This is a genomic window from Methylobacterium sp. 092160098-2, assembly GCF_028920805.1.
GTDB lineage: Bacteria > Pseudomonadota > Alphaproteobacteria > Rhizobiales > Beijerinckiaceae > Methylobacterium > Methylobacterium fujisawaense.
The window spans coordinates 5,160,553-5,174,420 of sequence record NZ_JAQPZJ010000001.1 but is presented as its reverse complement, the minus strand read 5'-3'; the positions used below and the strand labels follow the sequence as shown (position 1 = coordinate 5,174,420).

15 protein-coding genes are annotated in these 13,868 nt (G+C 73.1%); 7 read left to right on the top strand and 8 right to left on the bottom strand.

What is annotated here, in order from left to right:
- Position 1 precedes the first annotated feature (1 nt).
- Complete coding sequence (locus PQI07_RS24345) at positions 2-1,348, top strand: MFS transporter (RefSeq protein WP_043355965.1); 1,347 nt, start codon at positions 2-4, stop codon at positions 1,346-1,348.
- Positions 1,349-1,400: 52 nt separating this feature from the next.
- The gene (locus PQI07_RS24340) at positions 1,401-1,625 is read left to right on the top strand and encodes a hypothetical protein (protein ID WP_043389407.1); all 225 of its coding nucleotides are present in this window, start codon (positions 1,401-1,403) and stop codon (positions 1,623-1,625) included.
- 7 nt (positions 1,626-1,632) lie between these two features.
- On the opposite strand, the gene PQI07_RS24335 is transcribed toward PQI07_RS24340, so the two are convergent.
- Positions 1,633-2,547 (bottom strand): NAD(P)-dependent oxidoreductase, encoded by a 915-nt coding sequence (locus PQI07_RS24335; RefSeq protein WP_274927573.1) that lies wholly within the window; start codon positions 2,545-2,547, stop codon positions 1,633-1,635.
- Positions 2,548-2,636: 89 nt separating this feature from the next.
- Positions 2,637-3,632, bottom strand: coding sequence for an adenosylcobinamide-phosphate synthase CbiB (gene cbiB, locus PQI07_RS24330; protein ID WP_043389409.1), 996 nt, complete (start codon positions 3,630-3,632; stop codon positions 2,637-2,639).
- Here cbiB and cobD point away from each other — a divergent pair.
- Positions 3,624-4,643, top strand: coding sequence for a threonine-phosphate decarboxylase CobD (gene cobD, locus PQI07_RS24325; protein ID WP_274927572.1), 1,020 nt, complete (start codon positions 3,624-3,626; stop codon positions 4,641-4,643). The two genes, cbiB and cobD, sit on opposite strands and share 9 nt — an antisense overlap.
- On the opposite strand, the gene PQI07_RS24320 is transcribed toward cobD, so the two are convergent.
- Positions 4,636-5,811, bottom strand: coding sequence for an MFS transporter (locus PQI07_RS24320; protein ID WP_043389410.1), 1,176 nt, complete (start codon positions 5,809-5,811; stop codon positions 4,636-4,638). The genes cobD and PQI07_RS24320 overlap by 8 nt on opposite strands.
- Before the next feature lie 331 nt (positions 5,812-6,142).
- Here PQI07_RS24320 and PQI07_RS24315 point away from each other — a divergent pair, with 331 nt between their 5' ends.
- Positions 6,143-6,334 carry a hypothetical protein gene (locus PQI07_RS24315; RefSeq protein ID WP_043352836.1) on the top strand — a complete coding sequence of 64 codons (192 nt, stop codon included), beginning with the start codon at positions 6,143-6,145 and terminating at the stop codon, positions 6,332-6,334.
- Positions 6,335-6,353: 19 nt separating this feature from the next.
- On the opposite strand, the gene PQI07_RS24310 is transcribed toward PQI07_RS24315, so the two are convergent.
- Positions 6,354-6,584, bottom strand: coding sequence for a hypothetical protein (locus PQI07_RS24310; protein ID WP_274927571.1), 231 nt, complete (start codon positions 6,582-6,584; stop codon positions 6,354-6,356).
- Between PQI07_RS24310 and PQI07_RS24305 the strand changes: the two genes are divergently transcribed.
- Together PQI07_RS24305 and PQI07_RS24300 are read left to right on the top strand one after the other, a co-directional pair.
- Positions 6,583-7,992, top strand: coding sequence for a malonyl-CoA decarboxylase (locus PQI07_RS24305; RefSeq protein WP_043389412.1), 1,410 nt, complete (start codon positions 6,583-6,585; stop codon positions 7,990-7,992). The genes PQI07_RS24310 and PQI07_RS24305 overlap by 2 nt on opposite strands.
- Positions 7,993-8,124: 132 nt before the next feature.
- A complete protein-coding gene (locus PQI07_RS24300; RefSeq protein ID WP_043389413.1) occupies positions 8,125-9,642 on the top strand; it encodes a malonate--CoA ligase in 1,518 nt (505 codons plus the stop codon).
- Positions 9,643-9,754: 112 nt separating this feature from the next.
- Here PQI07_RS24300 and PQI07_RS24295 read toward each other — a convergent pair whose 3' ends face one another.
- The 4 genes from PQI07_RS24295 to PQI07_RS24280 form a co-directional block, all read right to left on the bottom strand.
- Entirely contained in the window at positions 9,755-10,585 is an 831-nt protein-coding gene (locus tag PQI07_RS24295) for a hypothetical protein (RefSeq protein WP_043352824.1), read from the bottom strand.
- 105 nt (positions 10,586-10,690) lie between these two features.
- Positions 10,691-11,062 (bottom strand): DUF3618 domain-containing protein, encoded by a 372-nt coding sequence (locus tag PQI07_RS24290; RefSeq protein ID WP_170861816.1) that lies wholly within the window; start codon positions 11,060-11,062, stop codon positions 10,691-10,693.
- A 5-nt stretch (positions 11,063-11,067) separates the two neighbouring features.
- Positions 11,068-11,481: a phage holin family protein gene (locus PQI07_RS24285; RefSeq protein ID WP_043389422.1), complete on the bottom strand. Its 414-nt coding sequence runs from the start codon at positions 11,479-11,481 to the stop codon at positions 11,068-11,070.
- 4 nt (positions 11,482-11,485) lie between these two features.
- Entirely contained in the window at positions 11,486-12,007 is a 522-nt protein-coding gene (locus tag PQI07_RS24280) for a hypothetical protein (protein WP_043352818.1), read from the bottom strand.
- Positions 12,008-12,399: 392 nt separating this feature from the next.
- Between PQI07_RS24280 and PQI07_RS24275 the strand changes: the two genes are divergently transcribed.
- Positions 12,400-13,821, top strand: coding sequence for an alpha,alpha-trehalose-phosphate synthase (UDP-forming) (locus PQI07_RS24275; protein WP_043389425.1), 1,422 nt, complete (start codon positions 12,400-12,402; stop codon positions 13,819-13,821).
- Positions 13,822-13,868: the final 47 nt, after the last annotated feature.

The window sequence follows — 13,868 nt, the reverse complement described above, 5'->3', positions numbered from 1 at the left end:
CATGCCCCCCACGCAATCCCCCGTCGGGGAGGATCTCGGCGCGAGCACCGTCCGCACCGTGACCCTGCGGCTGATGCCGCTCCTCGGCCTGCTCTACCTGATCGCCTATATCGACCGGCAGAACGTCTCCTACGCCAAGCTGGAGATGGTCGGCAGCCTCGGCCTCTCCGAGACCGCCTACGGGCTCGGGGCCTCGCTGTTCTTCCTCGGCTACTTCCTGTTCGAGGTGCCGGCCAACGTCTTCCTGGAGCGGGTCGGCGCCCGAATCTGGTTCGCCCGGATCATGATCACCTGGGGGATCGTCACCGTCCTGCTGGGCTTCACCCAGGGCACGGCGATGTTCTACGTGCTGCGCTTCCTGCTCGGCGCCGCGGAGGCCGGCTTTTTCCCCGGCGTGCTGTTCGCCCTGACCCTGTGGTTCCCGCAAGGACACCGGGCGCGGATGATCGGCTGGTTCATGATCGCCAGCGCGGTGGCCAACGCGGTGGGCGCGGCGGTGGGCGGCGCGCTGCTCGGCCTCGACGGGCTCCTCGGCCTCCAGGGCTGGCAATGGGTGTTCCTGGCCACCGGCGCGCCGGCGATCCTCATGGCCGCGGTGGTGCTGGTGGTCCTGCCGGACGGTCCCGAGACGGCGCCCTGGCTGTCGCAGGCGCAGCGCGACTGGCTCGCCCGCACCCTGCGGGCCGAGCGCGAGGAGGGCGGCCATGTCGACCACGGCAACCCCTTCGCGGCGCTCCTCGACCGGCGGGTGCTGATGCTCGCCGGGGTCTACGTCTCCCTGCCGCTCGCCGCCTACGGACTGGGCTACTGGCTCCCCACCGTGGTCAAGGGCTTCGGCGTCTCGAACCTCACCAACGGCTTCCTCAACATCATCCCCTGGATGGCCACGGCCGTCGCCCTCTGGTGGGTGCCGCGCCACGCCGCCCGCACGGGCGCGCAGGGCAATGCCCTGACCTGGCACGTCGTCGGGCCGGCGCTGGTGGGGGCGGCGGGCCTCGCGCTCTCCGTCGTCCTGCCGGGCAACGCCGTGAAGTTCGCCTGCCTGTGCGTGGCCGCCGCCGGGACCTTCGCGGCCCAGCCGGTCTTCTGGTCGATGCCCGGGACCTTCCTGCGCGGCGCCTCGGCGGCGGCCGGGATCGCGGCGATCAACTCGGTGGGCAATCTCGGCGGCTTCGTCGCCCAGAACGCGGTGCCGTTCATCCGCGACCAGACCCGGAGCGACCTCGTGCCGATGCTGTTCCTGGCCGCCTGCCTCGCCGTGGGCGCCGGCCTGATGTTCGTGGTGCTCTCCGCCCTGCGCCGGGACGCGGCGCGGCGGGCGGCGCCGAATGGGGCACGTCCGGCCTGAACATGGGCCGGATCCGTGCGTTATCCTTCCTCAAGCCGGATCGTCCGGCAGGATGATGCAGGACCGCATCCCGCGGGACAGCGTCGAGGAGGACTACACGATGAGCCAGGGATTTCCCCTTATGATCCTCGCCTTCGGGACGCTCGGCGGCATCTGGTTCCTGGCCGCCGCAGCCCGGAAGCAGGTCGCCGACGCCAAGGGCAGCCCGGAACGCTCCAACCTGATCCACCAGCACGGCGGCACGCCGCGGCCGAACATGCCGGGCACCGAGCACTGAGGCTCCGTCAGCCGGCGGCGATCCGCCGGCAATGATCGAGGGCGGCGCCGATCAGGTTGTCGCTGGCCTCCGGCGTCCGGAACGCCGAATGCGCCGAGAGGGTGACGGTGGGCAGGGACACCAGCGGGTGGTCCGCCGGCAGGGGCTCGACCGTGAACACGTCGAGCCCGGCCTGCGCGACGCGGCCGCTGCGCAGGGCCTCGACCAGGGCGGCCTCGTCGATCAGGGCTCCGCGGGCGGTGTTGATCAGGAGGACGCCGGGCTTCATCGCGGCGATGCGCGCGGCCGAGAGGAAGCCGCGGGTCTCGTCGGTCAGGAGCAGGTGGAGCGAGACCACGTCGCTCTCGGCGAGCAGCCGCTCCAGCGGCACGAAGGTCACGTCCGGATGCGCCTTGGGCGTCCGGTTCCAGGCGAGCACCCGCATGCCGATGCCCCGGCAGAGACGTGCCATCTCGGCCGCGATCCCCCCGAACCCGACGAGGCCGACCGTCTTGCCGGTGAGCTGGACCGCCTCGCGGCGCAGCCAGGTGCCGGCACGCATCGCCCGGTCCATCTCGGGCAGGCCGCGGGCCGCCGCCCACATCAGCGCGAAGGCGCATTCGGCCACCGCCGTGTCGCCGTACCCCTTGATGGTGTGGACCGTGATCCCGCATTCGGCCGCGAGGGCCTCCGGGTCCATGGAGCTGCGGGCGCCGGTGCCGAGGAACACCACGTGCCTCAGGCCCCCGCAGGCCCGGGCCACCGCGCGGGGGAGGGCGGTGTGGTCGATCACGGCGATCTCCGCCCCGGACAGGAGGCCGGGCAGGTCCTGCGGAGCGATGCCGGGATCGGCGTGGATCGCGAAGGGCGGGTCGTCCGGCCGCAGCAGCCGCCGGGCCACCGCCGCCAGGGTCTCGTTGGCATCCACGAACACCGCGCGCATCGGGGTCTCCCTGTCCGGTCCCATCACGATGCGTCGAGAGCGCGGGCCGTGCCAAGGCCCGGTCGGGCGGGGCGGCCGGGGCGGACGGGTCAGCCCGCCAGCGCCAGGGACAGGGCGAGCAGCCCCAGCACGAGCCCGCCCTGGAGCCAGCAGGCCGTCCGGTAGAGCGCCAGCGCCCGGGCGATGTCGTCGGCCGTGGCCTCGACCCGCCCGTCGCCCATATGGGCGTCCGGGACGAGGGTGCCGTCATAGACCCGCGGTCCCGCGAGCCGCAGGCCGAGCGCCCCGGCCATGGCGGATTCGGGCCAGCCGGCATTGGGCGAGCGGTGGCGGCGCGCGTCCCGGGCCATCGCCCGGAGCGCGCCCCGCGCGTCGGCGCCGCGCAGGAGCGCCGCCCCGGCGATCAGCAGGCCCGCGAGCCGGGAGGCCGGCAGGTTCACCCCGTCGTCGAGTCGCGCCGCAGCCCAGCCGAAGGCTTCGTAGCGGGGCGTCCGGTGGCCGATCATGCTGTCGGCGGTGTTGATCGCCTTGTAGAGGGCGCCCCCCGGCAGGCCGAGGCCGCCGATCCAGAAGGCCGGCGCCACGATCCCGTCGGAGAAGTTTTCCGACAGGCTCTCGATCGCGGCGCGGCAGACCGCCGGTTCGTCGAGGCGCTCGGGGTCGCGCCCGACGATCATCGCCACCGCCCGGCGCCCGGCCTCCAGGCCGCCGGTGCGCAAGGCCTTCTCCACGGCGGCGACGTGCTGGTGCAGGCTGCGCTGCGCCGGCAGGCTCGCGCAGAGCAGGCCGAGGAGGAGCAGGGCGGGGAGGGGGCCGGCCAATCCCGCCAGCACCGTGAGGGCGAGGGCCGGCAGGCCCACCGCGGCAAGCAGGCAGGCCAGCGCGGCGCAGCCGGCGATCCGCCGCCGCCGCGCGGAGCCGCGGTTGAGGCCGCGCTCCAGGGCGGCGATCAGCCGGCCGATCCAGGTGACAGGGTGACCGGCCGCCCTGTAGAGCGCGTCGGGATAGCCGGCCGCCGCCTCGATCCCGAGGGCGACGGCGAGGACGGCAAGCGTGTCGGCAAACGTACCGGGCAGATGGACCATTCGGTGTGGAGCGTTCCCACGCGTGAGGTCGCCCCGATCGCGCATGGCGGCGATCTCGGCGGACTCCGCAAAGCCTTTCCCGACGTGCCGGAGCCCTGGCTCGACCTCTCGACGGGGATCAATCCGGTCCCGTACCCCGTGCCGCCGGTGGAGACCAGCGCCTGGACGCGGCTGCCCGAGGCCGCCGAGCTCGGGGCGCTCCGGGCGGCGGCCGCCGCGGCCTACGGCGCGCCGGACGCCGCGCATGTCGTGCCCGCCCCCGGCACCCAGATCCTGATCGAGACCCTGCCCCGGCTGATGGCGCCGACCCGCGTCGCGGTGCTCGGGCCCACCTATGCCGAGCACGCCGCCGCCTGGGCGCGCGCCGGGCACGCGGTGACGGAGATCCGGAATCTCGATGCCCTCGGCGAGGCCCGGGTGGCGGTGATCGTCGATCCCAACAACCCGGACGGGCGGACCCTGCCCCTGGCCGAGCGCCGGGCCCTGGCCGCGGCCCTCGGCAAGCGGGGCGGCCTGCTCATCGCCGACGAGGCCTTCGCGGATCTGGAGCCGGTGGAGAGCCTGTGCCCACACGCGGCGCCGGGCCTCGTGGTGCTGCGCTCCTTCGGCAAGACCTACGGGCTCGCCGGCCTGCGCCTCGGCTTCGCGGTGGCCGATCCCGGCACGGCGACCCGGATCGCCGAGGCCCTCGGACCCTGGGCGGTGTCGGGCCCGGCCCTGGCGATCGGGCGCGCCGCCCTGTCGGATGTGGGCTGGCGCGCGCAGGCCGCGGCGGCGCGGTCCGCGGACGCGGCCCGCCTCGACCGGATGATCGCCCGGGGCGGCGGCCGGATCGTCGGGGGCACCAGCCTGTTCCGGACCGCCGACTTTTCCGACGGGCCCGACCTCTACCGGCGGCTCGCGGCGGCCGGGATCGCGGTGCGGCGCTTCGCGGATCGCCCGGAGCGCCTCCGCTTCGGCCTGCCGGCCGGGAAGGCGGCGTGGTGCCGTCTGTCGCGGGTCCTCAGGTAGACCGCACGCCGGGCGGATGCGGATCGCGCGCCGCCACGATCACGGCCAGCGCCGAGAAGGCGAGGCCCACCGCGCAGACCCCCGCCCAGCCGACCAGCAGGAACGCCTGCGAGCCGGCATAGGCGCCGAGCGCCCCGAACACGAACAGGGTCGTGAACAGGACCGTGTTGATGCGGCCCCGCGCCCCGGGGACCAGGGCGTAGGCCCGCGTCTGGTTGGCGATGAGGGCGCCGTTTATGCCGATGTCGATCAGCAGCACCCCGAGGGCCACCGCGACGAGCGACCACGTCCCGCCGGCCCAGAGCACCATGAAGGACAGCGCCACGAGCAGGCTGCCGCCGAGCACCACGGGCTTGGCGCCCCGCCGGTCGGTGAAGCGGCCCGACAGGGGTGCCACGAAGGCGCCGCAGACGCCGATCACCCCGAACAGCCCCGCGCCCGCGGCGGAGAGTCCGAAGGGCGGCCCCTCCACCAGCAGCGCCAGGGTCGCCCAGAAGGCGTTGAAGGCGGCAAACAGCAGCGCCTGCGACAGGCTCGCCGTGCGCAGCACCGGCTGCGTGCGGGCGAGGTGCAGGATCGACAGCATCAGGGCGCGGTAGCGCAGCGGGTGCGTCTGCACCGTGTGGGGCAGGGTGGCCCGGGCGATGGCCGCCATGGCGAGCGCCAGCAGGGACGCGACCAGGAAGACCGGCCGCCATCCGAGATGCGCCCCCAGGACGCCGCTCGCCGTCCGGGCGAGCAGGATGCCGGTGAGCAGGCCGGTCATGACCTGGCCGACAATCCGCCCGCGGCTCGCATCCGGGGCGAGTTCCGCCGCGAACGGGACCGCCTGCTGGGCCGCGCTGGCCAGCACCCCGACCGCGAGGTGGGCGAGGGCGAGGCTCGCGAGGTTCGGGGCCAGGCCCACCGCCAGCAGCGCCAGGGCGAGTCCGAGGCATTGCCCCACGATCAGGGTGCGGCGCGGCAGGGCATCGCCGAGGGGCACGAGCCCGACGATGCCGAGCCCGTAGCCGACGAGCGCCGTGGTCGGCACCCACAGGGCGGCGCGGTCGCCGAACTCCGCCACGATCAGCCCGAGCAGCGGCTGGTTGTAGTAGATGTTGGCGACCGCTCCGCCGGCGATCAGCGTCAGGCCGAGCCGGGCCTTCGCGTCGAGCGTCGTGGTCACGGCTGGGTCGGGGGCAGGCAGGCACGCCGCCGCGGAAGGGCCATGGTCGGGTCCGTGTGCGGGAGAGGTCCGGGCCGCGAGCGATACGGGCGGAGCGTGCGGTGGAGCAAGCTGCGGCGATGCATCCCTGCCGGCACGCCCCCGGCCCCTTCACCGGAACCGAGGGCGCCCCATATGCGGAAGATGCAGCCGGCGCCGTCCGCACGCGAGCGGGCGCCGCAAGCCATGCACCGGGCGTCGAGCCGATAGAGGTTCCGAACCGGATTACGAACGGGAGGGCGGTTTCGTTCCGGATGAACGGGGCCGGAACCGCCGCAGCAGGGAGTACGGGATGCCGAACTACCGCATCGACTTTGCCAAGGAGATCCTCGGGGTACCGTTCACGGTCGGCTCCGTGGCGATCACGCGGGCCCGCGATCCCGAGCGCGCCCGCCGCGCCGCCGAACTCCGCTTCGCCCGCCAGCACGGCGTCGGCGACTGGCGGGAGCGGGCCGACCTCGCCACCGTCGCCGAACAGCTCTGACGCACCCGACCCGGGATCGTCACACGACCTTCGTGCCGCTCCCGCACGCTGGGAGCGCGCCGTTCGGGCCGGTCAAGCTCTGGTCGCGGCGGCCGCGGCGCCGTAGAATGGCGGGCGGATCGGGACGCTGAGCGAGCCGCCCCGGAGTGGGCGGCGGCTGCCGGATCCGCACGCGCCCGTCCGACGAGCCGGCGTCGCGGGGCCGGAAGCGTCTCGAATCCGGGTCGACGGGGGTCAGTGCAAGGGTCATGGCGGCGATCTCCTTCTTCGGCGACCTGCTTCAGACCATCAGCGAGCGCGGCCGCGACCTGATCGGCATCGGGCGCGGGGACATGACCTCCCGGGCCAGCGCGGGCGACCTCGTCAAGCTGTGCGAGGACCTGATCTCCCGGCGCGGCGAGGCCTCCGGGGTGGCGCTTGCCCGCCTGATCCTCGATCGCTACGCCAGCTTCGGGCAGGCGGAGCGCCACGCCTTCCTGCGGGCCATCGCCCTCGATTTCGATGCGGACCACGAAGCCGTCGACGAGGCGATCGCCGCCTATCGGGCCGCCCCCTCCCGCGCCCGCCTCGGCAGCCTGCACGAGGCCGCCGAGCCGCGCAGCCAGGAGCTGATCCGCCGCCTCAACCTCGCCCGCGGCGGCACGCTCAGCCTCGTGCGGATGCGCGAGGACCTGTTCGACCTGCGCCGGGCGCTGCGCGCCGGCGACGAGGCCGACCCCGCCCTGATGGACGCCGTCGACAGCCTGGACAGCGATTTCGAGCACCTGTTCGCCTCGTGGTTCAACCGCGGCTTCCTGGTGCTGCGCCACATCGACTGGACGACGCCGGCCCATATCCTGGAGAAGATCATCCGCTACGAGGCGGTGCACGCCATCGCCGACTGGGACGACCTGCGCGCCCGCATCGAGCCGCCGGACCGGCGCTGCTTCGCGTTCTTCCACCCGGCGCTGGCCGACGAGCCGCTGATCTTCGTGGAGGTGGCGCTCACCGACCAGATCGCCCCGGCCATCGCCCCGATCCTGTCGCGGGAGCGCAAGCCGCTGCAGCCGCAGGCGGCCAACACGGCGGTGTTCTACTCGATCTCGAACTGCCAGAAGGGGCTCGCCGGCGTCACCTTCGGCAATTTCCTGATCAAGCAGGTGGTCGAGGACCTCACCCGCGAGGTGCCCACGCTCAAGACCTTCGTGACGCTGTCGCCGGTGCCGGGCTTCGCCGCGTGGCTGGCGCGGGAGCGCCGGGCCGACAGCCCGCAGGGCCTGCTGCCCGAGGATGTCGAGGTCCTGCGGGCGCTGGACGACCCGAACTGGCCGGCCGACAAGGCCCGGGCCGAGACGGTGCGCCGGGCGCTGATCCCGGCGGCGGCGGCCTATTTCCTGCGCGCCAAGAACGAGCGCGGCCGCCCCCTCGACCCGGTGGCCCGGTTCCACCTCGGCAACGGCGCGCGCCTCGACCGCATCAACTTCCTGGGCGACACCTCGAAGAAGGGTCTGGCCCAGTCGCACGGCCTGATGGTCAACTACCTCTACGACCTCGCCGCCATCGAGCGGAACCACGAGACCTACGCCAATCTCGGCACCGTGGTGGCCGCGCCGGCGGTGACCCGTGAGCTGCGCGCCAAGCTGCCGCCGCCGCGGGCCGTGGTGCTGGCCGAGGCGTAGGATCCGGGCCGGTCGGGGCCCGCCTGTCACCGCCGGGCCGCGGGGCGCCACCGGAAAGGGCTCGCCGGAAGGCCCTCCGGGCGGTTATGGGTGCGTCAGACAGACAGGTCCCGCGACAGCTCTAGCCTCACGATGACGAACCACCTCTTCTCCCTGGTGCGGGACGGCGTCCCCGATCCCGCCAAGACCGTGATCGAGACCCCTGAGGGCCGCCGATACTCCTACGCGGACCTGATCGCCCGCTCCGGCGCCTACGCGGCGGCCCTGCGGGCGGCGGGCGTCGAGACCGGCGACCGGGTGGCCGTGCAGGTCGAGAAGAGCCCCGAGGTGATCTTCCTGTATCTCGGCGCGGTCCGGGCCGGCGCCGTGTTCCTGCCGCTCAACACCGCCTACACCCCGGCGGAGATCGGCTACTTCCTGAACGACGCCGAGCCCGCCGTGTTCGTCTGCGACCCGGGCCGGCGCGACGCGCTGGCGGAGGCCGCCGCGGGCGTGCGCCGGATCTGGACCCTCGACGGGGCGGGCGGCGGCAGCGCCGCCGAGGCCGCGGACCGGGCCGGGGATGCGGGGAGCGCCTTCGCCGACGTGCCCCGGGGCCCGGAGGATCTCGCGGCGATCCTCTACACCTCCGGCACGACCGGGCGCTCCAAGGGCGCCATGCTGACCCACGACAACCTCGCCTCGAACGCCCGGACCCTCGTCGATTTCTGGCGCTTCACCGCCGACGACGTGCTGATCCACGCCCTGCCGGTGTTCCACACGCACGGCCTGTTCGTGGCGACCAACACGGTGCTGGCGAGCGGCGGCTCCATGCTGTTCCTGCCCCGCCTCGACCCGAAGCTGATCCTGAGCCTGATGCCCCGGGCCAGCGTGCTGATGGGCGTGCCGACCTTCTACACCCGCCTCCTCAAGGAGCCGGGCCTCACGCCGGAGGCGGCCGGAGGCATGCGGCTGTTCGTGTCGGGCTCGGCGCCGCTGCTCGCCGAGACGCATCGCGCGTGGCAGGCCCGTACCGGCCACGCCATCCTCGAGCGCTACGGCATGACCGAGACCAACATGAGCACCTCGAACCCCTATGCGGGCGACCGGGTCGCCGGCACGGTGGGCTTCCCCCTGCCGGGCGTGTCCCTGCGGGTGGTCGATCCGGAAACCGGCGCGGCCCTCGGTCCGGACGCGGTGGGCATGATCGAGGTGAAGGGCCCGAACGTGTTCCTGGGCTACTGGCGCATGCCCGAGAAAACCGCGGCCGAGTTCCGGGCCGACGGGTTCTTCATCACCGGCGACCTCGGCAAGGTCGATGACCGGGGCTACGTCCACATCGTCGGGCGCGGCAAGGACCTGATCATCTCAGGCGGCTTCAACGTCTACCCCAAGGAGGTCGAGACCGAGATCGACGCGCTGCCGGGCGTGGTCGAATCCGCGGTGATCGGCTTGAGCCATCCCGATTTCGGCGAGGCCGTCACCGCCGTGGTGGTGGGGGGGCCGGGATGCCCGGACGAGGCCGGCGTACAGGCCGCCCTGGAGGGCCGGCTCGCCCGGTTCAAGTGCCCCAAGCGCGTCCTGTTCGTGAGCGAGCTGCCGCGCAACACCATGGGCAAGGTGCAGAAGAACCTTCTGCGGGACGCGCATGCGGAGCTCTACCGGGACTGACGATCCGATCCGCCGGCCGGGACCGGCGGATCGGGAATTCGGCCGCACCGTCGTCGCGCGCGGCGGGATGACGGTGCGGGCGTAACGCGACGGTGCCGATCCGGAACGCGGATCAGAGATTGTGCTCCTTCCGCTCGCCCTCCGGCGGCGTGTGGCTGTCCGGATCCACCACCTTGCGGGCGGCCGCGTTCAGGTTATCCGGATCGAGGGCGGTCTGGACGAAGTCGCGGCCGATGCTGGTCACCTCGCGGGCGTAGCGCAGGCCCTGGTCGCGGACCTCGTCGGCCCAGGGACCGATGCTCCGATCCTCCTGGCGGGTGCGCGGCAGCAGCGCGCCGAGCAGAAGGCCGGCGGCCACGCCGACCACGCCGACGAGGAGGGGATTGTCGTCCACGAAGCGCTCGACGGCGGTGCGGCCGCGGTTGAGCCCGTCGATACCCTGGGTGGTCAGGTCGTCCAGAGCCCGCATGTTGCGCCGGCGCAGCGTGCCGGCCCGCTCTCGGACCTCGTCGTAGGCGGACGCCGCGCGGTCGCGGGCCTGATCGGCGGCGCCGCCGAGACGGTTGCCGACATCGTCCGCGAAGTCCGACACCGTCTGCCGTGCCTGTCCGGCGAGGTCCGCGGCGCGGTCACCGGCCGCCTGGACGCCTTCCTTCACGGTGGCGGAGGCGGCGTCCACCCGCGAGGCGCCGGTGGCGCCGCCGCTCGAATGGCCGCCGGCCGAGAGGGGCGCGGCGCCGTGCGGCAGCGGGTCGTGCAGCCCGCGGGGGTCGGGCCGGAGCGTGAAGTCTCCCGCCGCCGCGCCGGGGATCCCGCGCGGGTCGCCGAGACCGGCCGGATCGGGCCGCAGGCTCCCGTCCCGAGCGCCGTGGGGCGGCGCCTCGCCGGGGCGCGGCTCGGGAATGCTGGAGGGGGTGGCGGGGGTACCCGGCTTGTCGGTCATGGCGGTGTCCTCGAATGTCGGTCCCGGCAGCCCGCCTTCGGCGCCGGTCTGCCCGGCCGTCCGGCCGGGCGCGGGAGGTTTCTCGTTCCGGGCCCCGCCCGGTCGTCAGATCTCGGTCGTGTCCAGCGGATCGCGGGCCGGGCGCGCGGTCGGAAGGTCGGGGTCGTAGCCGCGGGCCGCGCCGGTGTTCAGGGTGGGCACGCGCTCCGCCGAGACCTCGGTGCGCCGGCGCTGGGCGTCGCGCGCCATCCGGTTGAACAGCAGGCCGACGCCGGCCGCGATCAGCAGCACCGGCACCGGGTTGCGGCGCACCGCCTCCAGGGCCGAGTCGTAAGTGCTGTTCAGGGCCGGCACCCGCCGGGCATTGCCCAGCATCTCGTCCACGAGGTTCGGCACCGAGAGCCGCCCCTGGATGCGGTCGATCGTGTCGTCGAGCCGGGCGCGGCTCTCCTCGATCTCCTTCTCGAGGTCGTTCATCGTACTCATCCGGACACGCGCTCCGACAGGGCCTGGGCATCCTGGCGGACCTGGCGCGTGGTGCGCTTCGGGGCCAGGGTCGAGAGGGACAGGACGCTGCGCGCCCACAGGGCCATCCCGAGGGCGAGGGCCAGCAGCACGCCGCCGACGATCAGGGCCGAGAGCCACTCGGACCCGACGATGGTGGCGAGCCATTTCACGAAGGCGCCGATCAGGACCAGCAGGGCGACAACGGCGAACACCGCCGAGCCGACCATGCAGGCGAGGCCGACGATGAGTTGGCGGATGTTGCCGGCCATCTCGGCCCGGAACAGCGCGATCTCCTTGCGGGCGAGTTCGTTGGTCTCCCGCAGGGCATCGCCGATGAGGCTCTGGATGCTGGAGGCGCCGGTCTGGCGCGGGTCGGAGCCGTGGGTCATGGCGTCAGGCCCGGAAGCTGTCGCGGGCATCGCCGTCCGGCGCCTCCGGCGGCAGGCTCGACGACTTGATGAAGCGGGCGGCGATCAGGCCGGCCACGAAGGTCCCCACCGCCACCGCCACCGGCGCGCGCCGGGCGAAGGCCTCGGCCTCGCTGTAGAAGTCGCCGAGGCTGCGGCGTTCAATGGAAGAGCCGAGCTGCTCCAGCCCGTCGGCGGCGCTGTCGAAGAAGGCGCGCACGTTCGGCTTGTCGCCGAGGTCGCGGCCGGAATTGCGGATCGTCTGGGCCAGATCGTGGACCGACTGGGCCGCATCGCTCTTACGCTGCTCGACATAGGTCTGGGCCTGCAGCCGGGCCGCGTCGAGCAGCCCGCGGCCGCGTTCGGCCGCCACGTCGGCCAGCCCCTCGACATCACCCTGCAGGGCGCGCCACTGGGCACGCTCCTCCGCGGCGGTGTGCGGCGCCGCGCCGTGCGGATCCGCAACCGGGTCCACGGGGGCGCCCTGCGGTAACTCGTTGCCGGCCATCTCGAAAATACTCCTCGCGGCGCGGGTACGGAGCCGCTCGCGGCGACCGCGAGCCCCGCGATGGCTGAGTAACCGACTCGGCTGTCACCGGTTCCGGTCCCGGTGCACAGTTCCGATCTGCGCACGGGCTCCGACGGGACGGGCGGCACCGCTCACTCCACGTTCAGGCACGATCTGCCAGAACCGCCACGCTTGCACAACGCGCCCGATCGGGACGGAGCGGCCCCCCTGTCCCGGAACGGTAGGGCCTCGACTTGACCCGCGCCCGGCTTCACGCTTGGGTTGCCTGACAAGCAACAAAGGATCGCGCAGGCCCCCCGCGCGTTCTGACATGTTAGTGAAGTCTCGATGCAGGCGCGGCCGGCCGCGCCCCTGATCCGGAGCCGACCCGCGTGGCACGCCTTGTGATCGTATCGAACCGCGTCGCCATCCCGGAAGAGGGCGGCAAGGCGGTGGCGGCGGGCGGCCTCGCCGTCGCGGTCAAGGAGGCCTTCACGGCCTATGAGGGGCTTTGGTTCGGCTGGAGCGGCACCATCTCCGAGGAGCCCTCCGAGGAGCCGACGCTGATCGACCGGGGCCGGGTCCAGTACGCGGTCGTCGACCTCTCGCCGCAGGACCACCTCGAATATTACGCCGGCTTCGCGAACCGCGCCCTGTGGCCGATCATGCATTACCGGCTGGGGCTCGGCGCCTTCTCGCGCTCGGATTATGCCGGCTACAGCCGTGTGAACCGGACCTTCGCGCGGGCGCTCGCCAAGCTGGTGGAGCCCGACGACATCATCTGGGTGCACGATTACCACCTGCTGCCGCTCGCCGCCGAGTTGCGCGGCCTCGGGCTCGACAACCCGATCGGCTACTTCCACCATATCCCCTGGCCCGCCGCCGACGTGTTCAACTCGCTGCCGGCGAGCGGCGAGCTGCTGCGTGCCATCGTCGATTACGACCTGATCGGCCTGCAGACCGAGGCGGACGTGCAGAACCTGCAGCGCAACCTCGTCGATACCCAGCGGGCGATCCCGCTGGGCGGCGGCTCGCTGATGGTGGATGGCCGCCGCACGCGGATCCGCGCCTTCCCGATCGGCATCGACGTCGCGGGCTTCAAGGAGGCGGCCGAGAAGGCCAACGCCAACAAGGTCGTGCGCGAGACCATCGCGGGCCTGCGCACCCGCAAGCTGCTGATCGGCGTCGACCGGCTCGACTATTCCAAGGGCGTGCCCGAGCGGATGGAGGCGGTGGAGAGCTTCTTCGCCTCGAATCCCGACCAGCGCGGCAACGTCACCTACATCCAGATCACGCCGAAATCCCGCAGCGAGGTGCCCGAATACGAGCAGCTCTCACGCGACGTGAACGAGAAGGTCGGCGAGATCAACGGCTCGCTGGGCGACCCGGCCTGGACGCCGATCCAGTACATCACCAAGGCCTATCCGCGCCCGGTGCTGGCGGGCCTCTACCGGGCGGCCCGGGTCGGCCTCGTCACGCCGATGCGCGACGGCATGAACCTCGTCGCCAAGGAATACGTGGTCGCCCAGTCCGAGGACGATCCGGGGGTTCTGGTCCTGTCGAAATTCGCCGGCGCCGCCCGGCAATTGCCCGAGGCGCTGCTGATCAACCCCTACGACCGGTTCGAGGTGGCGGAGGCGATCCGGGCCGCGCTCTACATGCCGAAGGCCGAGCGTGTGGCGCGCTGGAAGCCGATGGTCGAGCGCATGACCCGCGAGGACGTCGATTGGTGGGCGCGCAACTTCCTGGCGGAGCTCGAGAATTTCCGCACCATGGAGCGCGAGGCCCCCACCGCCGCCGCGGCCGCCGAATAGCCGGCGCAGCCCGCTGATTCCGCCTGCAGCCCCCCGTGTGACCGGAC